19 protein-coding genes and 2 pseudogenes are annotated in these 19,538 nt (G+C 60.4%); 10 read left to right on the top strand and 11 right to left on the bottom strand.

All coding sequences use genetic code 11. The annotated features are described in order from the left end of the window. Positions 1–85: 85 nt before the first annotated feature. Positions 86–671: pseudogene (locus tag NKH60_RS24165) on the bottom strand (transposase); the annotation flags it as partial. A gap of 107 nt (positions 672–778) precedes the next feature. On the opposite strand from NKH60_RS24165, the pseudogene NKH60_RS35175 reads away from it, so the two are divergent. After that, positions 779–915: pseudogene (locus NKH60_RS35175) on the top strand (IS481 family transposase); the annotation flags it as partial. A gap of 66 nt (positions 916–981) precedes the next feature. Here the strand turns inward: NKH60_RS35175 and NKH60_RS24150 are convergent. Then, the gene (locus NKH60_RS24150; protein ID WP_352873548.1) at positions 982–1,878 is read right to left on the bottom strand and encodes a LysR family transcriptional regulator; all 897 of its coding nucleotides are present in this window, start codon (positions 1,876–1,878) and stop codon (positions 982–984) included. Between the two features lie 79 nt (positions 1,879–1,957). Between NKH60_RS24150 and NKH60_RS24145 the strand changes: the two genes are divergently transcribed. From NKH60_RS24145 to NKH60_RS24125, 5 genes are all read left to right on the top strand, one after another. Then, positions 1,958–3,166 (top strand): trans-sulfuration enzyme family protein, encoded by a 1,209-nt coding sequence (locus tag NKH60_RS24145; RefSeq protein WP_352873546.1) that lies wholly within the window; start codon positions 1,958–1,960, stop codon positions 3,164–3,166. Further along, positions 3,141–4,229, top strand: coding sequence for a transporter substrate-binding domain-containing protein (locus tag NKH60_RS24140; RefSeq protein WP_352561897.1), 1,089 nt, complete (start codon positions 3,141–3,143; stop codon positions 4,227–4,229). Before NKH60_RS24145 ends, NKH60_RS24140 begins: the two co-directional genes overlap by 26 nt. A gap of 65 nt (positions 4,230–4,294) precedes the next feature. Further along, the gene (locus tag NKH60_RS24135; RefSeq protein ID WP_352873543.1) at positions 4,295–5,410 is read left to right on the top strand and encodes an amino acid ABC transporter permease; all 1,116 of its coding nucleotides are present in this window, start codon (positions 4,295–4,297) and stop codon (positions 5,408–5,410) included. Positions 5,411–5,412: 2 nt separating this feature from the next. Further along, complete coding sequence (locus NKH60_RS24130; protein WP_352617695.1) at positions 5,413–6,504, top strand: amino acid ABC transporter permease; 1,092 nt, start codon at positions 5,413–5,415, stop codon at positions 6,502–6,504. A 10-nt stretch (positions 6,505–6,514) separates the two neighbouring features. Next, positions 6,515–7,303 carry an amino acid ABC transporter ATP-binding protein gene (locus NKH60_RS24125; RefSeq protein WP_502900677.1) on the top strand — a complete coding sequence of 263 codons (789 nt, stop codon included), beginning with the start codon at positions 6,515–6,517 and terminating at the stop codon, positions 7,301–7,303. 94 nt (positions 7,304–7,397) lie between these two features. Here the strand turns inward: NKH60_RS24125 and NKH60_RS24120 are convergent, their stop codons facing one another. From NKH60_RS24120 to NKH60_RS24100, 5 genes are all read right to left on the bottom strand, one after another. Continuing rightward, positions 7,398–8,744, bottom strand: a complete 1,347-nt coding sequence (locus tag NKH60_RS24120) for a hemolysin family protein (RefSeq protein WP_352873541.1) — start codon at positions 8,742–8,744, stop codon at positions 7,398–7,400. 195 nt (positions 8,745–8,939) lie between these two features. After that, on the bottom strand, positions 8,940–9,089 hold the full coding sequence (locus NKH60_RS24115) for a hypothetical protein (protein WP_352454963.1): 150 nt from the start codon (positions 9,087–9,089) through the stop codon (positions 8,940–8,942). A 477-nt stretch (positions 9,090–9,566) separates the two neighbouring features. Then, positions 9,567–10,280 (bottom strand): HoxN/HupN/NixA family nickel/cobalt transporter, encoded by a 714-nt coding sequence (locus NKH60_RS24110; RefSeq protein WP_352873591.1) that lies wholly within the window; start codon positions 10,278–10,280, stop codon positions 9,567–9,569. A 21-nt stretch (positions 10,281–10,301) separates the two neighbouring features. Then, a complete protein-coding gene (locus NKH60_RS24105; RefSeq protein WP_502907766.1) occupies positions 10,302–10,946 on the bottom strand; it encodes a DUF1007 family protein in 645 nt (214 codons plus the stop codon). Positions 10,947–11,061: 115 nt separating this feature from the next. Then, a complete protein-coding gene (locus NKH60_RS24100) occupies positions 11,062–11,946 on the bottom strand; it encodes a class I SAM-dependent methyltransferase (protein WP_352873539.1) in 885 nt (294 codons plus the stop codon). 151 nt (positions 11,947–12,097) lie between these two features. Between NKH60_RS24100 and NKH60_RS24095 the strand changes: the two genes are divergently transcribed. Continuing rightward, positions 12,098–12,679, top strand: a complete 582-nt coding sequence (locus NKH60_RS24095; protein ID WP_352873537.1) for a TetR/AcrR family transcriptional regulator — start codon at positions 12,098–12,100, stop codon at positions 12,677–12,679. Here the strand turns inward: NKH60_RS24095 and NKH60_RS24090 are convergent, their stop codons facing one another. The 4 genes from NKH60_RS24090 to NKH60_RS24075 form a co-directional block, all read right to left on the bottom strand. After that, positions 12,680–13,165: a hypothetical protein gene (locus NKH60_RS24090; protein WP_352873535.1), complete on the bottom strand. Its 486-nt coding sequence runs from the start codon at positions 13,163–13,165 to the stop codon at positions 12,680–12,682. Between the two features lie 604 nt (positions 13,166–13,769). After that, positions 13,770–14,990, bottom strand: coding sequence for an MFS transporter (locus NKH60_RS24085; RefSeq protein WP_352873588.1), 1,221 nt, complete (start codon positions 14,988–14,990; stop codon positions 13,770–13,772). A 101-nt stretch (positions 14,991–15,091) separates the two neighbouring features. Further along, positions 15,092–16,507: a chromate efflux transporter gene (chrA, locus tag NKH60_RS24080; protein WP_352873533.1), complete on the bottom strand. Its 1,416-nt coding sequence runs from the start codon at positions 16,505–16,507 to the stop codon at positions 15,092–15,094. Positions 16,508–16,522: 15 nt separating this feature from the next. Continuing rightward, positions 16,523–17,500, bottom strand: coding sequence for a chromate resistance protein ChrB domain-containing protein (locus NKH60_RS24075; protein WP_352873531.1), 978 nt, complete (start codon positions 17,498–17,500; stop codon positions 16,523–16,525). A 109-nt stretch (positions 17,501–17,609) separates the two neighbouring features. Here NKH60_RS24075 and NKH60_RS24070 point away from each other — a divergent pair, with 109 nt between their 5' ends. From NKH60_RS24070 to NKH60_RS24060, 3 genes are all read left to right on the top strand, one after another. After that, complete coding sequence (locus NKH60_RS24070; protein ID WP_352873529.1) at positions 17,610–18,581, top strand: Fe-Mn family superoxide dismutase; 972 nt, start codon at positions 17,610–17,612, stop codon at positions 18,579–18,581. Then, on the top strand, positions 18,578–19,048 hold the full coding sequence (locus NKH60_RS24065) for a chromate resistance protein ChrB domain-containing protein (protein ID WP_352773338.1): 471 nt from the start codon (positions 18,578–18,580) through the stop codon (positions 19,046–19,048). The genes NKH60_RS24070 and NKH60_RS24065 overlap by 4 nt, the downstream gene beginning before the upstream one ends. 66 nt (positions 19,049–19,114) lie before the next feature. Further along, the coding region (locus NKH60_RS24060; protein ID WP_352873527.1) for a DUF1259 domain-containing protein at positions 19,115–19,538 on the top strand (424 nt) is incomplete at its 3' end.

Here is a 19,538-nt window from a genome sequence, read left to right as displayed (position 1 = left end):
AGTAGATCGAGCTGCGCTGGGTCACGATTTCGCTTCTTCGTGCTGCATCACTCCTCTTGTCCTTAATCGGTTGTTCTTTGCGCGACTTATGTAACATCGTGCCAGCGCCGTTCAACGCATCGTTGCCGCCACGGCCTCGGATGATGTCGGCGACATCGAAAGAGCCGAGCCGCCACGCGTCCGCGTCGCCAGCCTTCGAGATGCGGCCCTGGACGTCGTCGAAGTGCCGGACTGCCAAGGCCGCGAGGTCAGCCTGTGTAGGCCGCGACGTCGCACGAGCGGCGAAAGGGCGTTGGATCGTCGATCGCCGTGATGAATGAAAGCGCCGTCACCGGGCCGACACCTGGGATCGCCATGAAGCGCCGGCATGGTTCGCTTCGCGCCACCATTTTCACGACGAGATCGTGCAGCCGGCAATACTGTTTCCACAGCGCCGCGCGTGCCGACAGCATGGCGTCCATCAGCTCGGTCGATAGCGGATCATCCGCCTCAGCCGCGGGCACCGACTGTTCGAACGCACCGCGGCCGAACCTTGCCCAAGCGGATGCCGAACGACTTCAGCGAGTGGCGGATGGCATTTTCGAGGTCGAGGAACTTGGCCTTCAGATTGCGCCGTGGGTCAGCAAAAGCCGCGTTCAGTAGCAGCTTTCGGACTTGATGTAGGCCTGCCGGCCATCTGCCTGGAGACGCAACATGTGCGCGCCGCGATGTCGGCGCAGCGCAACAGACCGACAAGGCCGATGTCCTTGGCATCGCCCACATCATGCCAGGTCGAGGCATGAACCGCACCATCAAAGACGAGGCGGTCAAGCGCTTCCACAACGAAAGGCACGAACACCTGCGTCGGCATCTGGTCGACTTTGGCGGCAAACTCAAGACCTTCAAAGGCCTCACGCCCTACGAGTTCATCTGCAAGGCTTGGCACGAACAGCCTGAGCGTTTCACCCTCGACGGGCTCCACCAGGTGCCGAGACTAAACATCTAGTCCTCGCTCGATAGCACATTGCGCGCTGCATAGAGCTCGGCGATGAAATCGGTTGTCAGTGTCGAGTTGATGCCGTCTGGCGGGCGCAAAATCAGTGCTCGGAAATGGACGGCTGGCTCGAATGGCTTGGCGACGATGCCGTCGATCATGCGGTCGGCAATGACCGAAGGATTGACCAGACCGATACCCATGCCTTTGGCGGCAAGGATGGCGATGGTCAGACCGTAAGGTGTTTCGATCAAGATGCGCGGCCTTACGCGGTGTTCGGCAAAGATCCTGTTCATGGCGAGCCGCACCGTGTCTTCCGGCGACAGTGCCAGGAACGCCTCATCATCAAGGTCCGCAGGCGTGACAACGGGCTTGCGAGCCAACCGGTGGTTCTTCGGCATCACGCAGACAGCTCGCGGGGTGGTGAAGATGCTATGCAGCACGCCTGTCGTATCGATCTCGTCGGCAGCGAGACCGATGTCGAAACTGCCAGATGCCACCAGGTCGCGCACGACGTTGGACGTGCGCACCTGATAGCTGATGCGAACCTGTGGATGTTTGTTCGAGAAAGCCACGATGGCACGTGGCACCAGACCGTGGCCGAGTGCCGAGAGGCTGGCAACGCGTATCGTCCCCGTCCCAACTTCCTTGATCTGGGCCGCGCGCAGCCTGAGCCGATCCAGCCCCACCAGATTGGCCTTTACCTCGGTGTGGAAAAGTTCTCCTTCCCGCGTCGGCACCAGCCTGCCGCGGATACGGTCGAACAGATTGAATCCGAGCTCCGATTCCAGCTTCGTCAGAGAGCGACTTATCGCGGGCTGCGAAGTATCCAGCAGCGTCGCCGCTGCGCCGGCGCCACCCGTGATCATGATTGCGTTGAACACATCGATGTCGCGCGGGTTCATTGGCATTCCATATCAAAAGTGGATTACCTTTATCGCCACGGTCATAGATGGCAATGGGCGAGCCAGTTAAAGTCCGCCCATGACCCGACACGACGACACTTCACATATCCATCCTCCCAGGCGCTCGGAGGAGCCATTCAAGTCGTTGGCGATGCCAGTTGAACGCGCCTCCACGGTCGTCTTCGACGATTTGGACTCCTTCGAGCGCCGCGTCGAGCGACTGTACGATGGCTTCAGTTACGGACTTTACGGGACTCCGACCAGCCGCCAGTTGGAAGACCATATCGCTGCACTGGAAGGTGGATCTCGGGCGCTCGTCGTCCCTTCCGGAATGGCGGCCATAACGCTGACGACCATGGCCGTCTGCCATGGTGGCGATCGGGTTCTGATCCCGGAGACGTTCTATGGGCCGGCACGCGAAATGGCCGCCCGCCTTCTCGCTCCCCTTGGCATCGATACGGTGACCTACGACCCCAAGCTCGATGGAAGACTTTCAGCGTTAATCGATGGCAGGACGCAGCTGGTCTGGGTGGAATCGCCGGGTTCCGCGACCTTCGAGGTACAGGACGTGCCGGCAATCACGGCTGCGGCCCACGAGGCTGGCGCGCTTGTCGCGGTCGACAACACCTGGGCCTCACACTTGCTGTTCAAACCACTCAAGCATGGTGTCGACATCTCGATGCAGGCACTTTCTAAACATGCTGGCGGCCACGGCGACCTGCTGATGGGCTCGGTGGCGATGAACGACGAGACCTTGTTCCGGCGGTTAAAGGATACCGCGCGTTTTCTCGGTTACGGCGTTTCGCCGGAGGATTGCGCATTGTGCGAGCGTGGCTTGATGACCATGCCGGTGCGCATGCGCCAAGCCGACAGCACCGCCCAGAACATCATATCGTGGCTGTCGGAGCGTCCCGAGGTTGCGCAGATCCTGCATCCGAGTGAGCCCGACCATCCCGGCCACTCGACCTGGAAGCGTGACTTCGCCGGATCGGCAGGTGTCTTCTCGTTTGTGTTGGAGCCGGAACTAGCGCCCCACCAATCCGAGGCTCTGCGTCGCATGCGACTGTTCAGGCTAGGTGCAAGCTGGGGCGGGGTGCATTCGCTGATCTCCGTCAGTGATCCTCGAAAGGGCCGCAGTGGCCTCGACTGGCTGAAGCCTGGCCCAGTTTGGCGGCTCTCTATCGGCCTGGAGGCCGTCGGCGACCTTCTGGCCGATCTGTCACAGGCCTTCGAGCACTTTGCCGAAACGCGACGAACCACAGTTGGCGACGCCAAGGCTGCAGAATGACAACAACTTCAACGAAAGGGGAATGGATATGAAATGCGAAGGGCATAAATGGCTTGCCGCCTTAGCGATCGGGCTGGTCGGCCTGGCGTCAAGCGCGGGAGACGCGGCCGCGCAAAGCGTCGTCGAAAAGATAAAGGCACGCGGCTACGTCAGTTGCGGCGCGAGCCAGGGAGTGCCCGGTCTCTCTCGCCCCGACGAAAAGGGGTATTATCGCGGCTTCGATTCCGACATCTGTCGTACATTCGCGGTCGCCATTCTTGGGGACAAGGATAAGATCCGATACGTGCCGCTCAATGCTGCTCAGCGACTTCCTGCGCTGCAAACTGGAGAAATCGATATTCTGTCGCGCACGTCCACGATCACCTACACGCGCGATGCCGTGGTCCGTTTCGTCTGGATCAACCTCTATGACACGGATGGCATCCTCGTCCGCAAAGCGGACAAAATCACCGAGCCGAAGCTGCTCGACGGAAAGACAGTCTGCCTTCAAGGCGGCGGCAGCTTGACCGAGAAGGCGATCGAGGAAACCGAGGAGGAGTTCGGGATCTCGATGAAGAAGGTCTACTACGACTCGACCCTCCAGGCCCGCGATGCCTTCTTCGGCGGCCGCTGCGATTCCTACGTCACCGATGGAACCGCGGCAGCAGGGCAGCGTGCCTCGGTCGCAAAGAATCCTAACGATTACGACATCATCAAAGTCGGAAAGGCTGCCGAGCCCAATGGCGTGGCCATCGCGCGCGGCGATGAACAGCTCTTCGACATCGTTCGCTGGACGATAAACGCCCTGTTCTGGGCAGAGGCCAACAACATCACGTCGGAAAATATCGACGAAAAGCTCGCTGGGGGCAATTCGGAGGTCCAGCGAGTGCTGGGCAAGGAAGCCGGCTTCGGCAAGCCCCTCGGGCTGGATGACAATTGGGTCTACAACGTCATCAAGCAGACCGGCAATTACGCCCAGATTTGGGATCGCAATCTTGGCAAGGATAGCCCGCTCAAGGTCGAACGCGGCTTGAACGCCCTGTGGAAAGATGGCGGCCTGAACTACCCTTTCCCGTGGGATTGAGGCGCGTCGAGGGGAGCGCCTAGCGCTCTCCTCGCTTCCGATAGCGATGTGGATCCGAGGTCAGCATGTTGAGTGACGCCAAAATCAGATCAATCATCATTCAGGCCGCCTTGGCGACTGCTTTCCTGGCGTTCGCCGCGCTACTCGTCAGCACCACCTTCGCCAACCTTGAGGCGCGCGGTATCCCGATAGGCTTTGACTTCTTGTCCATGCCGTCCAGGATCGTCATCTCCGAGGCAATCCTCCCATACAAGTCGCGGGATCCGTACTACTGGGCCATTGTAGTCGGGCTGACCAACACAGTCTTCATTTCCACGCTGGTCATCGTCTTCTCGTCCATTCTCGGACTGATCGTGGGCATCACGCGGCTGAGCAGCAACCCACTGGCTGCGGGCACATGTCGCGTGTGGGTGGAACTGGCGCGCAATTCGCCCCCTATCGTCCTTCTGATCTTCCTGTATTCGCTATGGTGGAAAATGTTGCCGCCAGTCGGCGAGGCGCTCAACCCGCTGCCTGGCGTCTATGCTTCCATGCGCGGTTTCGTGGTCCCAGCCGTTGGCATCGACGTAGGCATGACCGGTCTCCTCATGGTCTTGTGCGCCATCGCGCTCGCTATCGCAGGCTGGATCGCAGTACGCAAAGGTTGGTCGCCGAAGGCTGTCGCGCCCAGTGTGCTGGCAGTTAGCGCCGCAGGAGTTTGGCTCGCTGACGCGCGGTTCACCATCGACTGGCCGGTCTTCACCGGCTCGAACTTTGAAGGCGGCAAAGAACTGACCCCGGAGCTCAGCACGATCCTCATCGGATTGACCCTCTACACAACGGGTTTCGTAGCAGAAATCGTGCGTGGCGGTGTCCTGTCGATCGGCCGCGGCCAGTGGGACGCTGGCCATTCGCTTGGCCTTCCGCGCGGCAAGATATTGCGCCTGATCGTCATCCCCCAGATGCTGCGGGCAATCGTGCCACCGCTCAACAGCCAGTACATCAACGTCGTCAAGAACTCGACCTTGGCAATTGCGGTTGGCTACCCGGATTTCCTTGCAGTCATGAATACAACCATCAGCAAGTCCAGCCACTCCATTGAAGGCGTCTTCATCATTCTCGGCGTCTATCTCGCCCTCAATCTCACCATGTCGGGCGTAGCCAACTGGTACAACCGCCGCATCGCCATCGTGGAGCGATAATCATGAAGGCCGTTTCTCTCCCGTTACCCGTCGAGCCCCTGGAGCGACGTGTTCGCTTCCCAGTCCTGCAGCGTACTGCCGGGCTCCTATTCGGTACGCCTCTCAACGCCGCATTGACGCTGGTGTTTGGCACTCTGCTGATGGTCACCGTCCCGCCAGTGCTGCACTGGCTCGTCATAGACGCAGTGCTGTTCGAACCCGACCCAAACGCCTGTCGTGCGGCGGCTGGAGCCTGCTGGAGTTTCGTATACGCCAAGTCCGGCCAGCTCCTGTTCGGCATCTATCCGATTGATGACCGCTGGCGTCCCGCCATTGTGTGCATACTCATCCTGGCGCTGCTGGGCTGGTCTGTTCGCCCGGCTAGCTGGAGACCCCGATTACTCGCGCTCTGGTTGGCAGCGTTCGCGTTGATCGTCTGGTTGATGGGTGGTGGCCTTGGCCTGGTCGAAGTCCCCACGTCCTTGTGGGGCGGACTTCCTGTAACGTTGATACTGACCGTCGTTGCCATCGGTGTCGCCTTTCCGGTCGGCATTCTGCTTGCGCTGGCCCGACGCTCTTCCATGACTGCGGTGCGGATCGGCGCGGTGGTACTGATTGAATCAGTGCGCGGCCTTCCCCTCTTGTCCATCCTGTTCGTGGCATCGATCATGATGCCGCTCTTCCTGCCGGAATCGCTGCTGCCCGACAAATTCGTGCGCGCGCTGGTTGCTCTGACCATTTTTGCGGCGGCCTATCTGGCCGAGGTCATCCGCGGCGGGCTTCAGGCTATCCCCAATGGGCAATACGAGGCCGCCGCCGCGCTCGGCCTTCCCTTCTGGCGCACCCAGTACCTCGTTGTCCTGCCACAGGCCATCCGCGTGGCCATCCCTGCACTAGCCAACACAATCATCGTCATGATCAAGAACACCAGTCTTGTCCTAGTCGTGGGCCTATTCGACTTGATCAGTTCCGGCAAGGCAGCGCTTGCGGATCCCGAATGGCCATCGCCGGCGGCCGAGACCTTCCTATTCATCGGCGCGATCTTCTTTGCGCTCTCCTTCTCCTTCGCCCGTTTCGCCGACTTCCTCGAACGGCGCGGTCCGACATCGCACTAGGAACAAGAACATGTTGTCTTCCACTCCTCGCACGCGACATGCTGAACCTGGATCTTCTACTGCCGAGACAGCTGCCGTCGAGATGATTGGCGTCAACAAGTGGTACGGGACCTTCCATGTCTTGAAGAACATCAATCTCACCGTTCGTCGCGGCGAAAAGCTGGTGATCTGTGGACCGTCTGGCTCTGGCAAGTCGACGATGATCCGTTGCGTCAACCGGTTGGAGGAGCATCAGAAAGGTCATATCGTCGTAGATGGCACTGAGCTAACGAACGATCTGAAGAAGATCGATGAAATCCGCCGCGACATCGGCATGGTGTTCCAGCATTTCAACCTCTTTCCGCATCTGACCGTGTTGGAAAATTTGACACTGGCGCCAATCTGGGTGCGTAGACTGCGGCGCAAGGAGGCTGAAGAGACAGCCATCCACTATCTCGAGCGCGTAGGGATTCTGGATCAGGCGCACAAATATCCGGGTCAGCTCTCTGGCGGCCAGCAGCAGCGCGTAGCCATTGCTCGCTCACTCTGCATGAACCCGAAAATTATGCTGTTCGACGAACCGACATCGGCACTTGATCCCGAAATGGTCAAGGAGGTGCTAGATACAATGGCGTCGTTGGCCGATGATGGCATGACAATGCTGTGCGTCACCCACGAGATGGGATTCGCCCGCCAGGTTGCGGACCGCGTTGTGTTCATGGACCAGGGCGAGATTGTCGAGACGAACACTCCGGTCGAGTTCTTCACAAGCCCGCTTCATGAACGCAGCAAGCTGTTTCTCAGCCAGATTCTGAATTAAGCAGTTGAACGCGTCTGCTTTGACGAGTTCAGTTCAACTACTCTGTCTCAATTTTGCTCGCATATACGCCTCTCGTCATGGGCGTCGAAGACCACTATCCGGGCGACTTCCCGTGGAATGTAGGCGGCTCACGGCGAGCGAGCAGCTTGTCAATCCGCCTTCCGTCCATATCGAGAATCTCGAAGCGCCAGCCCTCGTAGTCGAAGTGCTCACCAGCTTCCGGAAGATGCCCAAGCCGGGACAGGGCGAACCCGGCGATCGTGTGAAAATCACCCTCTGCCGCCCGTGATCGAAAGCCGAGGAGAGTGAAAGCATCGTGCGCCAGCATCATACCGTCGATCAGCAGGGAGCCGTCTTCACGCTCGACGACGTCGGGGTCCTCACCGTCCAGATCCGGAAGGTCGCCTGCGATGGCTTCGAGCAGATCGGTCTGGGTGACGATCCCCTCCAGAGCGCCATATTCGTCGATGACGATCGCCAGGCGCACCGGTGCCCTCTTGAACCGATCGAGAACGCGGAATATCGGCGTTCCTTCATGAACGATCACGGGGTCGCGGATGACCGCCATTGGATCGAGCGTTTTCCCGTCGAGCACTTGGTCGAGGAGATCCTTCTTCAGGATCATGCCGATTGGTTCATCGATCCCGCCACGGCCGACCAGAAGCTGCTCATGGCGACATTCACGGATGGTACGCAGAATCTCGTCTGGACTGTCCTCAGTGTCGATCCAGTCGATATCGCGCCGCGGCGTCATGATATCGGCGATGCGCCGATCGCCAATGTTGAAGACGCGCTCGACGAGCTCCTGCTGGGTCTGGTGAAGCAGCCCTGCCTCCTGGCTCGCCGCGACAAGCAGCTTCAGCTCTTCAGGCGAATGCAGGGACTCCTCGCCCGTCCCTGGCCGTAGCCCGCAGAGACGCAACACCAGATTGCCAAGACCGTTCAAAGCGAGGATCGCCGGCCTGAGCAGGAACAGGAACAGGCCTAGCGGCCGCACCACCCAGAGTGCCGTGCCCTCGCTACGCTGAAGCGCCAGGCTTTTCGGCGCCAACTCGCCCAGAACGATGTGGAGAGCAGTGATGATAATAAAAGCAATTGCGACGGCGACTGTATGGGATCCGGCGGTGGCAAGAGACCCCATCGCTCCAACCAGCAGTGGCTCGATCAGATGGGCGAGTGCAGGTTCGCCAACCCAGCCAAGCGCCAGCGACGAAATGGTGATACCCAGCTGGGTCGCGGCAAGATTGGCATCGAGACTCGCCAAGGCTCTTTGAAGCAGCCCGGCGTTCAAGCGCCCAGCGGTAGCAAGTTCGTCGACTCGGCTCCGCCTGACCGCCACCAACGCAAATTCGGCAGCGACAAAGAAGCCATTTGCGCCAACGAGTACGAGAACCAATAGAATTCCAAGAATGTCGCGTAGACTACCATCGTCCGCCGGCATGATATCCTCTGCTTAATCTCACTGGGGCCATCTCTGAAGCGTGTTTGGCGCTATGCGCAACCGCATTAGGCCAAGATCGTCAAACCGGAGCTGCTACCGCAGCGCCGGGGCCTGCTCAATCAAGGCTAGCAAACCCAAATTCGCGCTGCGAACTCGACCGAACAAAAGCCGGCCGACATCGACCGGCGGACGAGATCAGACAGAAGACGAGTTGGTCTTGTCGACCGAAGTCAATGGCAGCGCCATGGATAGATCGCCCTTGATCCAGTGATCGAGCAAAATCACCGCAATGCCCGCAAGTATGGCTAGCGCTATCATCCAAGCGATCTTTTGACGGTCGGTCACTCATGATCTCCCCAGGAGCTCACAACCCTCACGGCAATACGCAACCGGTATCGTCGGCTGAAGGCGAATCCAGTATGTTGCTCGCGGATTGCAATCCGTTCGGCAATTGAAGGACGCAAGGGCACACCTCACTAAGCCACACGCTCTGCGATGGCGAACGCCTGAAGATTCTTTGCCTTGCCGTGATAGCAGCGCGGTTTGAGTGCGACCACCGCCTTTATCCTCGCTAGACTTGCGGCGCATTCGTCGCGACCCTCACCTTGTCGCCCATCTCTTTTGCTGTCGCCAGCGCTTTGGCCTTGTCCTTGGTCGTCAACACTTGGCGCCAGTGCGGTGCCTCGACACGCTCACAACGTAGGTCGTCGCAGGCGGCTCGTCGGTCATGCGCCCAACTCTGTTTCGCCCAAATGCAGAGTTGGGTCCGGAGTTTCTTGGAGATTGGGTTCTAGTCGCATGGTCCCTTTTTCCAAAACGGCGTTAAGGAGACGTGATTTGCCAAACGGCTACGCCGGCTAGAACAATTCCGGCAGCGCCTTCGATCGTCCGCGAAATGGCATCGAACAGGCGTGGCCGGCTATCGAAAAAATGCACCAGGCGCTCCCGAAACAGGATCGACAGCACCGCAACGCAAGACAGCGTCAGCGCCACGCCGGCCATCATGGTGATTGCGAAAAGAATGCCGGCCACCGGAACGCCCCGGGATATCGCAAAGGTCATCACAAAAAGCGTCAGCGGACAGGGGATCAAGCCAGCCATCACCCCAACCGCCTCGCCCTCATGCTTGTGGTGATGGCCGTGGCTCAATGCGCGCCAGAGCATCCAGATGCCAATCAGCCCGAGCAGGCCCCGACTGATGTCTTCCAGTAGTGGGGCACGGCCGACACTGCCCAGGGCAATCGATACCAACGGCAACGAGAGCGCCGCGATCAGTACCGCGATCGTCACATGCGTGAAGGAAAGTGTCAGCGATACCAGAAGCCCACGCCGGACACTGGCATCCGATCCGGCAAGATAAGTCGCCAGCACGGCTTTGCTATGGCCCGGCGTCAGCGCGTGCGCCGCACCGAACAGAATGCCCATGGGCAGAAAGGCCGTGAAGGCCAGCCAATCGCCGCCGGCCGAAAGCAGTTTGATCTGCTCGGCAAGCGCCAGGTAGATCGTGCGCTGGAACTCGACCAGCACCTGGAACATGGCCATCGAACCGGCTCCGCTTCAGCCGCAGGTCAGTTCGAGGCGAGTCGCGAAAATCTTGCCGAGATCGGTCCCCGTCGGGTCACTAAAGAACGCGTCTGTCAGGCTCTTCTGGTTCTGCGCGATGGCCGTGTCCGGATCTGGACGCACGACCGCGCGTGAGCAGCCTTCAGGCAGGCCAGCCACAGCAATCTTGTCGTCGTCGGTAAAATCGATCGCCGTGTAGAAGGTCGGATCGTATACGCCGATGCTGACTTTTCCAGCTAGGGCCAAAGGGTCCTTCGGCTGCGTTTCGAACTGGACGACGAGTTGATCTTTTTCATAGCTGACGCTGAAATTCGGCGGTGGCGCCATAGTCACGTCCTTGCCGTTCAAGGTCACCATCTGAAAATAGTTGTACTCGGCCAGCGACGCATGGATGGTGAGAGCGACTTCATCGAGTTCCTTTGCATCAAGGACAAGGTCGGAATTCTTGTCGAATTCCATCAGCACGGTGCTGGAAAAGAGGTCGTCGAAACGCCAGAGATGCCGAAGCGATTTGACCGTGTGGTCTGGACCAACGGTCAGGTCCAGCTTCGCTTCGGCAAACACATGCGGATGGGCGTTCGCCGCCGCGGCGGAAGCGAGCAACAGCGACGCGCCTGATACTATGCCCATCAGCTGCATTTTTCGCTCACATTTCGCTCGTCGATTCCAGATCAGGTGGGACACCTGCCATTGCAAGCGGGCCGAAATGGGACATACAAGAACAGGTCGTCATGCAACTAGCGTCTGAGCATGATCACGACGCCTGGCCTGGCTGGTCCTTTTTCACCGTTGCGCAAATGTAATTCAGGTTCTTGGTTCCGACGGCGCCGATATCGCTGACCTGGAAACCGCTCTCAGTCAATATCGAGGCGACCGAATGCATATCGACGTGACCATGCTTGTGGAGACTGGGCAATCTGGACTTGCGCACGGGCCTGCCGAAATCGATGAGCAACAGCCGGCCTGGTGGCTTCAAGACGCGTGCCGCCTCGCGGATGAAGGCCGATCGAACGGGCTTCGACAGGTGATGCAGCATCAGCGTGCCGACGACGATGTCGAATTGCGCGTCCTTGAAGGGAAGCTGCTGCGCCGTCCCGTTGACGAAAGTCAGATCGAGACCGGACCGTTCGGCCTTGGCGCGCGCCCGCTCGATCATTTCGGCCGACGCATCGACGCCGGTGACGCTTCCGTCCGAACCGACCAGCCGCTTCGCGGCAATGGCAAGGGTTCCCGTTCCACAGGCCACATCGAGCATCGCTTCGCCGGGCTGGAGCTTTGCCGGGCGAAGCATGAGCTCGCGAAACCGGCCCTCGCGGCCAAAGGTCAGAACGCGCGCAAGCAAGTCATAGGCCGCCGCCCTGTGCAGGACGATGCCGATGCCTCTGTCGCTCGCGCTCTGCGCAGCGTTGCCGACCAGCCCCCTGTGACGCAGGCTGCCCCACAGCGCCAATCCCGCGATCACCGCAAGGACGAGGCCGTGGAATGCCGCCGTCCAGGCGCCGGCCTGAACATAGCCCATGCCCAATTTGGCGAGGACGAGAAAGCCGGCGACCAGCGACAGCTTGGCAAGCAGGGCCAAGGCTATCACCCTCTTGCGCGAATGCGGTCCATTGCCGGCGTGATGATCAGATGAGTGCATGTCCGGCGACCTTCTGCTTCATTGCGGCGTGCCCAACCCAATTTGAGCTCCTGGACTTGGCGTATCATAATGGACACAATGTCTGGAAATGCTGTTGTCGGACACCGGACCGCCGAATGTCCGAAACCGGGCACTGCAGAAGGCCATGGCCATGAAAATAGAACGCGCGGGCGAGCGGAACACGATCGATCGACGCGTCGCGCGGACGCGCGGCCTGCTGCAGGACGCGCTCATCGCCCTGATCCCGGAGCAGGGATATGCCGCCATCACGGTCGATGACATTTGCCAGCGGGCCAATGTTGGCAGGTCGACCTTCTATACCCACTATGCCGACAAGGATGCTCTGCGCAGCGCAACCATCGAGGCGCATCTGCGGTCGATAGGCCGCAGGCGCGAGGCGGCAAGTCAAGAAACAGATAGCCGCCTGTTCGAGTTCAGCCTGCCCATGTTCGAGCACGCTCATGCATTCCGACCGCTTCACCACGCATTGCTTGCAAGCAGCGGCGATACGATCCACGACGAATTGCGTGAGCGTATCCGGCGAGCCGTCCGGGAAGAATTCGTCGAGAAACGGATCGGCGATCGCGGCATGCCTGCCGAATTCGCCATTCAGTTCATCGCCGGCGCATTTCTTGCGGTCCTCGCCTGGTGGGTCGCCACCGACATGAACCTTTCACCGGCACAGGCCGACGAGCTGTTCCAGAGGATGGCGGGAAAAGGCATCGGAGCCTGATTAGTCGTCGGCTATCGAGCTCGCAATGATCGAATTGGCTCGCTCCGTGCCGACCGGCGATGTTAAATGGACGAGCTGTTTTCGATTGCCTGCAATCAATATGTAGAGTTTGGAGAGATGAGTCCCGGCCCGGTCCTCGCCGATCTTTTCGGCGTCCGTCCGGGCGAAGAAGCGTTGCTCAAATATTGCGCGGTCGACGTCGAACAGTCTGATGGAACAGGTCTGCACGGCCTTGCCGTTCAAGGTGCCTTTGGTCACCGCGATTATGGTTCCGGCAGGTAGATCATTGCCAGTCACAGCCCACCCCTGAAAGGCATCCTCGTCATCGACTGGAGCAAGCGCTGCGTCACCGGATAGCGGTGTCCATCCACGCGCTTTCGCCACAGCGGCGGTTCGCTCGAAATCGGGGCCATGGGCAAGACAGGTTTGGTGAAAAGTTTCTAGCCCCAGATCGACATTGTCGGCATACACCGGTGTCGATATCATGCAGACGCCTGCGAGCGCAAAAGCGAAGAGAACTCTCGACATATCTGTTACACCTCGCGCTGAAGAGCGAGCACCGGTACGAATAAGATGGAGCCATTGGCACGCTGGTCAAGCGGACGCTTTGGTGCCGATGCCGAATGTGCAGCTGATCAAGATTTACGGCGCTTCGCCGGACCGCGCCAAGGGCAGCTACAGGCCCTGCCGATTGCCCCAGCGTCAAGAGGAGCCGTATCGAAGGCGCCCCCGATATAACCGCACGTCAGCACGTCACAAGTTGCGCGAATAGTCCTCAAGATGCGCATGGGCAATTTCATGTGCCTGACTATGCGTTTTCGAAAGAGATCGATAACCTTGTGCGAAAAAAGGCAGTTGTCCCGATTTGACCGCATGCCCAATGGTTAAAAATCGTCTGGAACCGTTCCACTGGTCATGCATTATGGCCATAGCGGTCGATTTCTCAGGAATGTAGCCGCTCCCATTGAAAGCCCGCCCGTGGTCGCTACCGTGGCGGGCTTTTGAATTGATGCACTACTCGTCGGCAGAACGCGCACCTGCAGAATAACAGGGGCGCGCGGCTCATGCTGTCTCGGCATTCTGCGGGTTGCTACGGCCCATCTCGTCGTTCCTCTGGCGGGCGAACCTTGCGAAACATCGCAAGCAGAAGCATATCGTAGACAATCTTCAAGGCGCCGGCGATCAGCAGCGGCCAACCGAAACCGGACATTGCGAGCAGCGAGCCGGCAAGCATCGGGCTGACGGCAGCCGCGAGGCTGCGCGGGACGGCGGTGACACTCGCGGCTGCGGCCCGCTCACCAGGCGATACCACGGCCATGACGTAGGAGGTGCGGGTCGGTACGTCCATCTGCGACAAAGCGCTCCTGATCAGCAGAAGCACGATAACGGGACCGAGGCTCGGCATAAAGGGGATGAGCAAAAGGCAAAGACTGGATGGCAGGTGTGTGAATACCATCGTGTTCACCAGCCCGATCCGTTTAGAGATTTGCACGGCCACCAGATACGACCCAGCCGAAAGAATACCCGTCAAGAAGAAGATTGCGCCCGTCGCGGCGAGCGATAGGCCAAAGCGTTGGTACAGCCACAGAGCCAACAACGACTGGACTACGAAGCCGCCGGCAAAAGCGTCAAGGCTGAAAAGCGCAGCAAGGGTGAGGACGATGGTTCGAGACTTGCGCAATGGCTCTGCTGGCGCTGCGCTCGCCCCGACAGACTCGTCCGGCAGCCGCCGATACAGGAGCAACGCTCCGAGTCCCAGAAAGGCATAAAGCAGGAAGGCGATCTGGAGAGCTTGCTTGATGTCCAGGCCGACAATCTGGCGGAGTAGGTCGGGGGCTCCGGCCGCAAGAGCACCGACCGCCCCTACAAGTGAGCCGACAAGGCTGTAGCGTGCAAAGAGCGCGGTGCGGTCGCGGTCAGTGACACTATGGGCAAGTTGCGCATGCTCCAGCGGCAGAAACACACTGACGTCGCCCGAGGATGGGTTCAACGTTCCCACGAATGCGACAAGGAGCAGCGGCCAGAAATCCTGAACCAACGCGAAGGCGCTCCCCGTGACGACCATCAGGACGGCAGCTGCGATCAGCGGGGAGCGGCGAGAGAAATGGTGTGCGACAAACCCGACGGTCAAAGTGAGTGCTGCTGAACCAGCGAGCGTCGCTGTGGCGAGAACCCCGATCCTGAAAGGGCTGAAACCAAGTGTGGCCAAATAGGCGGGAAGCAGAAGACTGACGAGTCCGTCGCCGAATGCCCTCAATCCCCTGGACGTCAACAGAAGGGCGGCTGCCGGCCTGGCACCGGCAGGCAGCAGCGAAAACCTCTGTTGGGCTAAAGGTTCGCGCGAAGCATTCGTCGGCGTCTGGGCTGCCAGGTATGCCTCCTGCCGCAAAGTGGTTGCGCCTATGGCACTGCTTAAATCGATCCCGTGGCAACGCCATAAAGCACGCCCAGGACGGAGCATGTCGCGAGCACGGGGATCATGCCGATCTTGAAACGAAACACGGCCAGCAGCGCACCGACTGTCAGCACCAGCGACGGCAGGTTGACGGAGCTGAATACCGGCACATCCACCGTCGTGCCCAGCCAGCTGACCTCACGCAGTTCGCGGAACAGCACATGAAGCGCGAACCATACTGCCAGGTTCAGGATCACACCGACCACCGCCGCCGTGATCGCAGACAGCGCTGCCGACAGGGCCTTGTTGCTGCGCATCGTCTCCATGAACGGCGCGCCGAGGAATATCCACAGGAAGCACGGGACGAAGGTTACCCACGTCGTCAGCAGACCGCCGAGTGTTCCGGCGACCAGCGGGCTGAGCATTCCTGGCGCCCGGTACGCGCCCATGAAACCGACGAACTGGGTGACCATGATCAGCGGACCGGGCGTGGTCTCGGCCATGCCGAGGCCGTCCAGCATTTCTCCCGGCTTGAGCCAGCCGTAGTGCTCGACGCCTTGCTGAGCGACATAGGCGAGCACTGCATAGGCGCCGCCGAAAGTGACCATCGCCATTTTCGAGAAGAAGATCGCGATGTCGGTGAAGACATTGCCTTGCCCAAGAAACACCAGAAGTGCCAGGACCGGCACGAGCCACAGCAGCAGACACACCGCTGCGATCTTCAGCGACCAACTGACGGATGGCCGGGTATGCGCAGGCACCCCTTCGCCAAGCGCCGTATCAACGTCGGCAACCTGCTTGCCGCCGACCTTGCCATGTCCGTTGCCCGACTGGAATGCAGCCCACCCTGCCCGTCCCCCGACGTAACCGATCACACCCGCAGCCAGGATGACCAGCGGGAATGGCGCGTGGAAGAAGAACAGAGCGGTGAAGGCCGCCGCCGCAAGCCCGATCATGGCATTGTTCTTGAGCGCCCGTCTGCCGATCCGCAACACCGCTTCGAGCACGATGGCAAGGACCGCCGCCTTCAAGCCAAAGAAGAGGGCCTGAACTGCTCCGACATTGCCCAAGATTGCATAGATCCAGCTCAACGCCATGATGGCGATCGCACCAGGCAGCACGAACAGGATACCGGCGACTAGGCCGCCTCTGGTCTTGTGCATGAGCCAGCCGATGTAGATGGCAAGCTGTTGTGCCTCCGGCCCGGGCAGCAGCGTGCAGTAATTGAGCGCATGCAGGAACCTGGTCTCGCCGATCCAGCGTTTTTCCTCGACGATGATGCGGTGCATCATGGCGATCTGACCCGCCGGGCCGCCGAAGCTGAGCGCGGCCACACGCGCCCACACCCGCGTGGCCTCAGCGAACGAAATGCCATGGCCGGGCGTGTCGTCTGGTCGGTTCGGTGCTGTCACGGTGCTCTCTGCATTGGCCATGATTAGTTCCTCGGATCAGCCGCGCTTCGAGCGGAAATATCGGTAGAGGTTGTCGAACACCGAAGCGCCCTCGGCGATCCGTTGCTCGTCCCCCGCGTTTGCCATGGTGATGCCGGCGATCAGGCTGGCGATGCCGGTAGTTTCCTCGCGATTGAACTTGGCGTCCTTGAGATCAATATCGTGGACGACCTCGGCGATGGCCTGCAAAGCCGTATCCGTAATGCCGGCGCGACCCAGCAGCACCTCGAAGCTGCAGCGGTCGCCTTCATGGGTGATTTCGCCCTCGAACATGTCGAAGCGCAATTCGCCCTCCTTTGGCACGTATCCCTTGCCAGCGACGAAGCGGATTGTTGCATCGGCATCGATGAAGCGACGGATCAGCCAGCTGCAGGCGATACGATCGACATGCACGTCCCGGCGCGTGACCCAGGTCCGGCCCTTGAGCTCACCCGGCTCGGCCGCCTTCTTCGGTTCCTTTGTCATGGCGTCGTCCTCTAGAAGCTGTGCCTCGAGCTCGGCGATCAGTCCCTCGGCGCTGAGGCGACCGCTGGCGCCGAAAAAGTCGATTGTCACGACGTCGGCGAGCCGCTTGCGCAAACGGCCGAGCTGCGAACGCGCTTCCGCCTGTCTTTCCGATGGCGCGTCGGATTTGATCGCTGCGGCCAGATCGCGCGCTTCTTTGACGATCTCCGCATAGTCGGCGTCACGGGCTGCGTCGAAGAGCGCGCGGACCTGGGTGTCGGACAAACCATCTACGAGGCGCGCCTCGCACATCATCGCCTCGCCGCCGCCAGCGACGATCTCCTTGAGGAGCCATTCGAAATCCTCCTGCATCTCGGCATTGGCCGGCAGGGCGTAAACGGTGCTTTTGACTGCGACCGCGCCGATGCCTTGCAAGCGTCGCCAGATCTTCACCCGGAAGTAGGCGGGTTTGCTTGGCAGCTGATGGATCAGGAGCAGCCAGCGCTGCTCCTGCAATTGCCCCTCACTCATAAGTGAACCGTATCACGAACAAAGCCAAATGCAACACTTGTATCATTTTACATTCGGGCATAGCGTTCGCCTCCTCACGGATGGCCGTGCCGCAGAGTGGGGGAAACCGATGCCACACCAGATCATGCCGTTGCCGTTCAAGCCGCCTCGCCTTGTCGGCCTTTCCGAGCGGCTGTTGGCAAGCCACTACGAAAACAACTATGGCGGTGCCGTTCGTCGCCTCAACGCCATCGAACAGCGGCTCGACGGGCTCGACTGGGGCGCGGCGCCAGTTTTCGACATCAACGGTCTGAAACGCGAGGAACTGGTCGCCGCCAATTCAGCGATCCTGCACGAAATCTATTTCGACGGACTCGGTGGCTCCGGCGATGCCGGAGGCGATCTCGCTGCGGCACTGGAGCGCGACTTCGGCAGCGTAGCCTCCTGGCGCGCCAAGTTCATGGCCTGTGCCAAGGCACAGGCCGGAGGCTCGGGATGGACCCTGCTGACCTGGTCGGAGCGGCGCGACCGACTGATGATCCAATGGGCGGCGGACCACACCAACTGTCTTGCCGGCGGCATGCCGATCCTTGCGCTCGACATGTACGAGCATGCCTACCACATGGATTTCGGCACCAAGGCCGGCGCCTATGTTGATGCCTTCATGAAGAACATCCATTGGGAACGGGTCGCTGCCCGCCACCGCCGGGCCGTCGCGCAGCGAGATCCTTCAACAGGATCGGCATCGGACGACGCGGTTCCAGCGATTGCGCCGGAGGAACTGCGGGCGCGCCTCGATCAAGGAGAAGATCTCGTGGTGCTGGACGTCTGCCTTGCCGAGGATCTGGCAAAGCGCGGCGACATGCTGCCGGGGGCCAAGCTCCGCGCGCCCGAGAAGATCGTCGATTGGGCGGATGAACTGCCGAAGGACAGGCCAGTCATCGTCTATTGCCTCTACGGCTTCCAGGTCAGCGGCGACGCCGTCGCCGAACTGCGCCGTCGCGGCGTCGACGCAAGTGCGCTTTCGGGCGGCATTGCCGCCTGGCATGCGATCGGCGCGCGCACTGTCCCTCTGATAGTCAACGAAAGGATTGCGCCATGAAATGGGTTACCCGCGAACGTCCGGTCATCGACCGCATTGCCTGCCCCTGGCTGATTGCGCGCTTCATCGACAAGGAACCTGAGTTCCTCTTCGTGCCGCCCGATCAGGTGATCCGCGTCGCCCAGGAAACGGGTGCGACGCCTTACGACGTGCCCGGCGTCGAATTCACCCATGTCGGCGACGGCTGCAGTTTCGACACCTTCGTTTCCAAAAATGGGCTCGAGCGCGACCCGGCGATCGTAACCATTGCCGCGATCGTACGCGGCGCCGACACGGACCGGCACGATCTCACGCCACAGTCGGCAGGGTTGCTGGCGATCTCCATGGGTCTGCGGGACCTGACGCCCGACGACCACGAGGTGCTGAAGCACGGCTTCGTCATCTATGACGCGCTCTACGCGTGGGCTTCGGGCCGCAAGGCGGAAACGCATAGCTGGCCACCCGCCATCAAGCCGGCGGCCGCATGACGAATTGGGCAATGGGGGCAGATCACAAGGAGAAATCCCATGCATGCAAAACTCGTGACCGGAGCAATGCTGATCGCGATGTCGGCGCTGCTCCAACCGGCATCGGCGGCACCCGATTGGCAAACAATCGCTAAGGCGCTCGGCAAATCCGGAACCGAGACGCCTGATGGCGTCTACCGGGTCGGGCTGCCGCGAACGGACCTGAAGGTTTCGCTCGACGGCGTGGCCCTGAAACCCGGATTTGCGCTTGGAGGCTGGATTGCGTTCGAACCCATGGGAGATCAGGCAATGGTTATGGGCGACATCGTTCTGACGCAGGACGAGGTGAGCCCGGTCATGGAGAAGCTTGAAGAAAGCGGGATCGAGATCACTGCGGTACACAACCACTTGCTGCGCGCGGAGCCGATGACACTCTACATGCACGTCTTCGGCCAGGGCGACCCGGTTACGCTCGCCACAGCGCTTCATGCCGGATTGGCGCTGAGCAAAA

Source organism: Mesorhizobium sp. M1006 (genome assembly GCF_040318825.1).
In the GTDB taxonomy this organism is placed as follows: domain Bacteria; phylum Pseudomonadota; class Alphaproteobacteria; order Rhizobiales; family Rhizobiaceae; genus Mesorhizobium.
The sequence above is the reverse complement of the archived record's forward strand: the minus strand, read 5'-3'. Positions and strand labels throughout refer to the sequence as shown.